The following is a 7,290-nucleotide window of genomic DNA, read 5'->3' on the forward strand; positions in this document are numbered from 1 at the left end:
GGCCATCGCGTCGCACACAGCCTGCGGTCGAACGACGTGACCGTTCCCCTCACTGCATCGGAGAGATTCTGTGGCAACCATTGAAAGCATCGGCGCATTCGAGATTCTCGACTCGCGCGGCAACCCGACAGTGAGCACGGTCGTCGTGCTCGACGACGGCTCCGTCGGTGAGGCGGCCGTTCCCTCGGGCGCTTCCACCGGTCAGTTCGAGGCCGTCGAGCGTCGTGACGGCGACAAGGGCCGCTACCTCGGAAAGGGTGTCCAGGACGCGGTCAACTCGGTCATGGAGGAGATCCAGCCCGAGCTCCTCGGCGCCGAGGCCGACGACCAGCGCCTCATTGACGCCGAGATGATCGCTCTCGACGGCACGGACAACAAGGGCAAGCTCGGCGCGAACGCCATCCTCGGCGTCTCGCTCGCCGTGGCCCGCGCGGCCTCCCAGTCAGCAGGCCTGTCGCTCTACCGCTACGTCGGTGGCCCGAACGCCCACGTCCTGCCGGTTCCGATGATGAACATCCTCAACGGTGGTTCGCACGCCGACACGAACGTCGACATCCAGGAGTTCATGATCGCCCCGATCGGCGCCGAGTCGTTCAGCGAGGCGCTGCGCATGGGCGCCGAGGTCTACCACGCGCTCAAGGCCGTGCTCCACGACAAGAAGCTCAGCACCGGCCTGGGCGACGAGGGCGGCTTCGCTCCCGACCTCGACTCCAACCGCGCTGCGCTCGACCTCATCGTCGACGCCATCAAGAAGGCCGGCTACGTCCCGGGTAAGGACGTTGCGCTCGCGCTCGACGTCGCCGCGTCCGAGTTCTGCGAGAAGGGTAAGTACACCTTCGAGGGCAAGAAGCGCGACGCCAAGTGGATGACGGACTACTACGCCGACCTCGTGAAGTCCTACCCGCTCGTCTCCATCGAGGACCCGCTGGACGAGGAGGACTGGGAGGGCTGGGCCCACATCACCGAGACCCTCGGTGACAAGGTTCAGCTCGTCGGTGACGACCTCTTTGTCACGAACCCTGAACGTCTCCAGCGCGGTATCGACACGAAGACCGGCAACGCGCTGCTCGTCAAGGTCAACCAGATCGGTTCGCTCACCCAGACGCTCGACGCCGTCACGCTCGCGCAGACGAACGGCTACCGCTGCATGATGTCTCACCGTTCCGGTGAGACGGAGGACACGACGATCGCAGACCTCGCCGTCGCCACGAACTGCGGCCAGATCAAGACGGGTGCGCCGGCTCGTTCCGAGCGCGTCGCGAAGTACAACCGTCTGCTGCGCATCGAGTGGGAACTCGATGACGCCGCGGTGTACGCCGGTCGCAGCGCCTTCCCGCGTTTCGCAGGTAACTGAGCGGTTTGAAGCCGAAGAAGTCCCGCCCCTCCCGTTCCGCCCCACGCGGTGGAACGGGAGGGGCGCGTCCTGCCCCGAACAGCCGCCCGGCACGCTCAGGGCGTGACCGTTCGCGCCCGAGCGGCTCGACGCGCCCCAGCCTGCGTCAGCAGTTCGATGCACCCATCGAGCGTCGGCGTCGGGCGAACCCGCGCACGGTCCGCCGTGCTCTTGCCCTGGGAGCGCTCTTCGCGCTCATGCTCGTCGTCCTGACGCCCACGCTGCGCAGCTACCTGCAGCAGCGCAGCGAGATCGCCGACCTGCGCCAGCAGAAGATCGATGGCCAGAAGCGGGTCGATGCGCTCGAGGCGCAGAAGAAGCGCTGGGAGGACCCGGCGTACATCAAGAAGCAGGCGACGCAGCGCCTCGGCTACGCCATGCCGGGGCAGAAGGTGACGGTCTACGTCGACGACCGCAACACACCGCATGCGGTGACGAAGTCGACGGGCGTCGCGAACGCGACGACATTGTCGAGTCACCCCTGGTACGGCCAGCTGTGGGGTTCGGTGAAGATGTCGTCCGACGAGAGTCAGCAGGGGAAGAAATGAGTGAGATCAGCTCGTCTGTGAGCGCCAGCGACACCGCGGCCATCGAGCGCCAATTGGGGCGTGTGCCTCGCGGAACCGTCGAGGTCTCGGCGCGTTGCGCGTGCGGTTGCCCGACGGTGGTGCGCACCTTGCCGCGTCTGCCGGACGGAACCCCGTTCCCCACATCCTTCTACGCCACGTGCCCGCGCCTGACCGGTGCCATCTCCACGCTCGAATCGCAGGGCGTCATGAAGGAGATGACCGACCGCCTTGCCGAGGACGAAGAACTCGCGGCCTCCTACCGTCGCGCGCACGAGGACTACCTGGCGCGCCGCGCCGAGCTCGGTGACGTGCCCGAGATCGACGGCATCAGCGCCGGCGGCATGCCGACGCGCGTCAAGTGCCTCCACGTGCTCGTGGCGCACGCGCTCTCCGTCGGCCCCGGCATCAATCCGCTGGGTGATGAAGCCATCGCCTTGCTCGGCGACGACTGGTGGAAGAACGGCTGCTGCGGCGCCGTGCCCGCCGAAGAGGGGAAGTGACGATGCGCGTCGGTGCGATCGACTGCGGTACCAACTCGATCAGGCTTCTCGTCGCCGATCGTGACGGTGAGGACCTCACCTACCTCGCTCGCCGCACTGAGATCGTCCGCCTCGGCCAGGGTGTGGACGTGACCGGACGTATCGCCGACGAAGCGATGGCGCGCACCCTGCTCGTCGCGCGTGAGTACGCCCAGATCTGCCGCGAGCACAGCGTGGACGCCGTGCGCTTCGTCGCGACGTCGGCATCGCGTGACGCCGCGAACGCCGGTGAGTTCGTCGAGGGCGTGCGATCGGCGTTCGGTTCCTACGACGTCGTGCCCGAGGTCGTCTCGGGGCACGAGGAGGCGTCACTCAGCTTCACCGGTGCTACGGGGCCGTTGCGGGCGCAGAACGCGGACGCGCCCTTCCTCGTCGTCGACCTCGGGGGCGGCTCGACGGAGCTGGTGCTCGGTACCGACGACGTCGAGCAGTCGATCTCGCTCGACATCGGCTCGGTGCGCATGACGGAGCGCCACCTGCGTTCCGACCCACCGACTGCCGCAGAGATCGAATCGGCGATGGTCGACATCGACGCCGCGCTCGACGAGGCCGAGAAGATCGTGGACCTGTCTGCGGCGAAGACGTTGGTCGGCCTTGCCGGGTCGATCACGACCGTCACAGCCCACGCGCTGGGCCTGTCGTCGTACGACTCGTCCCGAATCCACGGAGCGGAACTCACGCTCGAGCAGGCGCTCACCTCGTGTGACGCCCTGCTCGGCGCCGGCCGCGACGAGCGGGCGGCGTACGGATTCATGCACCCCGGGCGCGTCGACGTCATCGGAGCGGGAGCTCTTATCTGGCGAGCCGTAGTGCAACGCGTCGCTGCGCGCGCGGGGCTCACCGAGGTGCGCACGAGCGAGACCGACATCCTCGACGGCATCGCCCTCAGCATCACGGCCTGAGCGCTCATTCCCTCGCGCGGAACGGGAACAACCGATTCGCAGCGTTCGTTGACGCAGTCAAACATCTCGACGGCTATTTGCCCGACAGCTCCGCCCTACGGCTCCTAAACACCTTCTCGCTACGATGGGGTGCCCTCGTAGCCCAACGGCAGAGGCAGGCGACTTAAAATCGCTGTGTTGCGGGTTCGACTCCCGTCGAGGGCACCATTCATTTCGTCCCTGGAGGGCACATGGCCGGTAATCCGGTTTTCAGCAACTTCGACAAGAACCTGCGTTCTGGTCAGTACGCCGGCTTCGGCTCCCAGCAGCAGGGCGCCCAGCCGGGTTACGGCCAGCCGGGCTTCCAGCAGCAGCCCTACGGTCAGCAGCCGTTCGGTCAGCAGGGCTTCGATCAGCCGTACGCGCCGCAGGCGCCGATACAGCAGAGCAGCGGCCGCAGCATGACGATGGACGACGTCGTCATGAAGTCGATTGCCCTCTTCGGTCTGCTCATCGTCGTGGCAGGTGGCTCGTGGGTGTTCGCCCAGCGCGCCATCGACGCGCAGCAGAACAGCACCGTGCTCGGCCTGTGGGCCGGTGGCGCCATCGTCAGCCTCGTCCTGTCGCTCATCATCGCCTTCCGCAAGACGATCTCGGTGCCTCTGATCATCGCCTTCACCCTCGCTGAGGGTGTGTTCGTCGGTGCCGTCAGTGCGTTCTTCAACACGGCTTACCCGGGCGTCGTCGTCCAGGCCGTTCTCGCCACGCTGTGTGTGTTCGCCGGTGTGCTTCTCGGCTACAAGACGGGCCTCATCCGCGTCACGGCTCGAAGCCGCCGCATCTTCATGTACATGCTCATCGGTTACATGCTCTTTGCGCTCGTCAACTTCGTGCTCGTCCTGACGGGCCTGCAGGAAGGCTTCGGCATCGGCGGCTCGGGACCGCTCGGCATCGCGATCTCGATCTTCGCCGTGGCTCTCGCGTCGTACTCGCTGGCCATCGACTTCGACTCCATCTCGGACGGTGTGCGCGCCGGCGTCCCGGAGAAGACCTCCTGGCTGCTGGCCTACGGCCTGCTCGTCAGTGTCGTCTGGCTCTACATCGAGATGCTGCGCCTCCTGGCGCGTCTGCGTGACTGACACCCAGGCTGTGAACGACCCGTTCGAGGTTGAACTCGAGCGGGTCGTTCGGCGTTTGCGCGCCCTCAGCCCCGGTGACGAGGCTGGGCAGCCCAGCTCTTGGCGGAGTTCGCTGGGCTCGCTTGTCCAACGCCTGGGCGATGCCCACGCAGATGCGGCGGGCATCGAGCGTCGTGAGGTCCCAGGCGCTGGGGGAGCCGACGTGGCCCCTGCCCTCCTCGCCGAGATGCTGCGCGCCGTCTCGTTCGACGCTGCGCAGGTCACGGACATCCACGGCTTCGCAGCGGAGCTGGCCGCCGTCCGACGCTCGCTCTGACGCGAGTCCCCGATCGGCGGGCTCTCGTGGGCTCGCGAGGGCAAGGGGACCGAGGGTCGACACGCTTATGCTGTGGCCGATACGGCGATCGCCGTTCCCTTTTGGCACGCTCGAGGAGTAACCATGGCTTCGCGCCTCAGCCCGTACCTGCAGTTCCGTGACACCGCCCGTCAGGCGCTGGAGTTCTACCACGGCGTCCTCGGTGGAGACCTCACGCTCTCCACCTTCGGCGACATGGGCGTCGAGGGCCAGGAGGCGCACAAGATCATGCACGGCATGCTGACGACGACGGACGAGTTCGTCCTCATGGGCTCCGACACCCCTGAGCAGATGGAGTACACGCCGGGCGGCAACATCTCGATCAGCCTCACCGGCGACGACGTCGAGTCGTTGCGACGCTACTTCGCCGGCCTCTCCGAAGGTGGCGACGTGACGATGCCGCTCGCCGTCCAGATGTGGGGCGACGAGTTCGGCATGTTCACCGACAAGTTCGGCACACGCTGGATGGTCAACATCGCCACGTCCGAGCACCGCGACCAAGCCTGAGCCTCACGTCACGAGAGAAGTGGCCGGCGCCCCATCGGGGACGCCGGCCGCTTCTGTCGGTATCAGAGCGATCAGTTCAGGCGCTCGTAGATGATGGCCATGCCCTGGCCGCCACCGACGCACATCGTCTCGAGACCGAACTGGCCGTCGCGGGCTTGCAGGCCGTTGAGCAGCGTCGTCGTGATGCGTGCACCCGTCGAACCGAAGGGGTGACCGAGCGCGATGGCGCCACCGTTGACGTTGAGCTTGTCGAGGTCCATGCCGAGGTCCTGGGCGCTCGGCAGAACCTGGGCGGCGAAGGCCTCGTTGATCTCGTAGAGGTCGATGTCACCGATGCTCATACCGGCGCGGGCGAGTGCCTGCTTGCTCGCCTCAACCGGGCCGAGGCCCATGATCTCGGGGGAGAGGCCGGAGACGCCCGTGGAGACGACGCGGGCGAGCGGCTTGAGGCCGAGCTGCTGTGCCTTGACGTCGCTCATGACGACGAGGGCGGCAGCACCGTCGTTGAGGGGGCAGCAGTTGCCCGCAGTGACGGTGCCGTTCTCGCGGAAGACGGGGTTGAGGCCCTGGAGCGCCTCGAGCGTGACGCCGGCGCGGGGGCCGTCGTCCGTGGAGACGACCGTGCCGTCCGCCAGCGTGACGGGCGCGATCTCCCGAGCGAAGAAACCGTCGGCGATGGCCTTCTCCGCACGGTTCTGCGAGCGGACGCCCCACTCGTCCTGCTCCGCGCGGGAGACACCGCGGTAGGTGGCGACGTTCTCGGCCGTCTGGCCCATGGCGATGTAGACATCGGGCAGGAGACCCTGCTCGCGCGGGTCGCTCCAGGTTGCGTTCGTCTTCGCGGTCTCCGCCGTGCGGGCCATGGCGTCGGCGAACTTGGGGTTGAGGTCGCTCGAGTCCGACTCACCAGCGCCGGAGAAGTTCGTGTACTGCGAGACGCACTCGACACCGGCTGAGATGAAGACATCGCCCTCACCGGCACGGATGGCGTGTGCGGCCATGCGGGTCGTCTGAACCGAGGAGGCGCAGAAGCGGTTCACCGTGGCGCCGGGAACGTGGTCCATTCCGGCGAGAACGGAGACGACGCGCGCCATGTTGTTGCCCTGGCGACCCGACGGCTCGGCGCAGCCGAGGTAGAGGTCCTCGATGAGTGCACGGTCCAGTTCGGGAACCTTGGCCAGAGCAGCCTCGACGACCTGCGTGGCCAGGTCGTCCGGGCGGACGTCCTTGAGGGAGCCCTTGAAGGCTCGTCCGATCGGGGTGCGTGCGGCAGAGACGATCACTGCTTCGGGCATCAAAACTGCTCCTTTGCATGGCGCCCCACAGGGCGCGCTGACGGGCATGCGCTGTCTCCGCGATTGTAGGCATCGGCACCGCCGTAGGCGCCCGAACGAGGTGGACGGACGGTGCCGCGAGGGGTTGTGCCGACCCGATTTGCAGCGACGCGGCTCGGTCGCGTAGTGTTTACGGAGTCAGCCCGGAAGGGCATCGCGGCAGGAGCCGCTCACACTGACTGTTTGGTTGGTGGTTGAGCTGGTGGGTCGGGTGCTTGGGTGTGATGGATTTGTCTGGAGCCAAGTGCGCGAGATGAAGATCCTCACTGGTCACGGTTGTGGCGGTGGCGGGTTGGATTTGACGCCCAAGAGCCGGATGGATTAACTTGGAGAAGTTGCCCCGGAAACGGGCCGCCACTCAGTGTGGGGCTTGTTGATGGTGTGTGATGGTGTTTTGAGAACTCAACAGCGTGCCGATGTGATCATCGCCAAACAACAATTTTTTGCTGGCCCTGTGTGGGTTGGTGTTGTTCTGGCTGATGTTTGATGGATAGATACAAGACACACGATCACCTTTTTTGTGGGTGGTGGTGTGGTGTCACCGTTTGATTTCGGCTGGGATACAGATTTTTC

General features: G+C 66.3%; 7 protein-coding genes and 1 tRNA gene. 7 read left to right on the plus strand and 1 reads right to left on the minus strand.

The genetic code is table 11. The features are described 5' to 3' along the window. Window positions 1–70: 70 nt before the first annotated feature. From eno to EVU97_RS10895, 7 genes are all read left to right on the plus strand, one after another. Window positions 71–1,354, plus strand: a complete 1,284-nt coding sequence (gene eno, locus EVU97_RS10865) for a phosphopyruvate hydratase (RefSeq protein WP_129665748.1) — start codon at window positions 71–73, stop codon at window positions 1,352–1,354. Window positions 1,355–1,359: 5 nt separating this feature from the next. Next, complete coding sequence (locus EVU97_RS10870) at window positions 1,360–1,941, plus strand: septum formation initiator family protein (RefSeq protein WP_129665750.1); 582 nt, start codon at window positions 1,360–1,362, stop codon at window positions 1,939–1,941. Continuing rightward, window positions 1,938–2,462, plus strand: a complete 525-nt coding sequence (locus EVU97_RS10875) for a DUF501 domain-containing protein (RefSeq protein WP_129665752.1) — start codon at window positions 1,938–1,940, stop codon at window positions 2,460–2,462. The genes EVU97_RS10870 and EVU97_RS10875 overlap by 4 nt, the downstream gene beginning before the upstream one ends. A gap of 2 nt (window positions 2,463–2,464) precedes the next feature. Further along, window positions 2,465–3,403, plus strand: coding sequence for a Ppx/GppA phosphatase family protein (locus EVU97_RS10880; protein ID WP_129665780.1), 939 nt, complete (start codon window positions 2,465–2,467; stop codon window positions 3,401–3,403). A gap of 131 nt (window positions 3,404–3,534) precedes the next feature. Next, window positions 3,535–3,610: transfer RNA gene (locus tag EVU97_RS10885), tRNA-Leu, on the plus strand. Window positions 3,611–3,633: 23 nt separating this feature from the next. After that, window positions 3,634–4,521 carry a Bax inhibitor-1/YccA family protein gene (locus EVU97_RS10890; protein ID WP_129665754.1) on the plus strand — a complete coding sequence of 296 codons (888 nt, stop codon included), beginning with the start codon at window positions 3,634–3,636 and terminating at the stop codon, window positions 4,519–4,521. A 439-nt stretch (window positions 4,522–4,960) separates the two neighbouring features. Further along, window positions 4,961–5,383 (plus strand): VOC family protein, encoded by a 423-nt coding sequence (locus EVU97_RS10895; RefSeq protein WP_129665756.1) that lies wholly within the window; start codon window positions 4,961–4,963, stop codon window positions 5,381–5,383. A gap of 71 nt (window positions 5,384–5,454) precedes the next feature. Here the strand turns inward: EVU97_RS10895 and EVU97_RS10900 are convergent, their stop codons facing one another. Beyond that, the gene (locus tag EVU97_RS10900; RefSeq protein WP_118914439.1) at window positions 5,455–6,678 is read right to left on the minus strand and encodes an acetyl-CoA C-acetyltransferase; all 1,224 of its coding nucleotides are present in this window, start codon (window positions 6,676–6,678) and stop codon (window positions 5,455–5,457) included. Window positions 6,679–7,290 lie beyond the last annotated feature (612 nt).

This window comes from Dermacoccus sp. 147Ba (assembly GCF_004151355.1).
Lineage (GTDB): Bacteria > Actinomycetota > Actinomycetes > Actinomycetales > Dermatophilaceae > Dermacoccus > Dermacoccus abyssi.

Bases quoted from the DNA above. Each gene is read 5' to 3' on its own strand.
- EVU97_RS10875 (WP_129665752.1), top strand. From the start codon at position 1,938: ATGAGTGAGATCAGCTCGTCTGTGAGCGCCAGCGACACCGCGGCCATC.
- EVU97_RS10880 (WP_129665780.1), top strand. From the start codon at position 2,465: ATGCGCGTCGGTGCGATCGACTGCGGTACCAACTCGATCAGGCTTCTC.
- EVU97_RS10890 (WP_129665754.1), top strand. From the start codon at position 3,634: ATGGCCGGTAATCCGGTTTTCAGCAACTTCGACAAGAACCTGCGTTCT.
- EVU97_RS10895 (WP_129665756.1), top strand. From the start codon at position 4,961: ATGGCTTCGCGCCTCAGCCCGTACCTGCAGTTCCGTGACACCGCCCGT.
- EVU97_RS10900 (WP_118914439.1), bottom strand. From the start codon at position 6,678: ATGCCCGAAGCAGTGATCGTCTCTGCCGCACGCACCCCGATCGGACGA.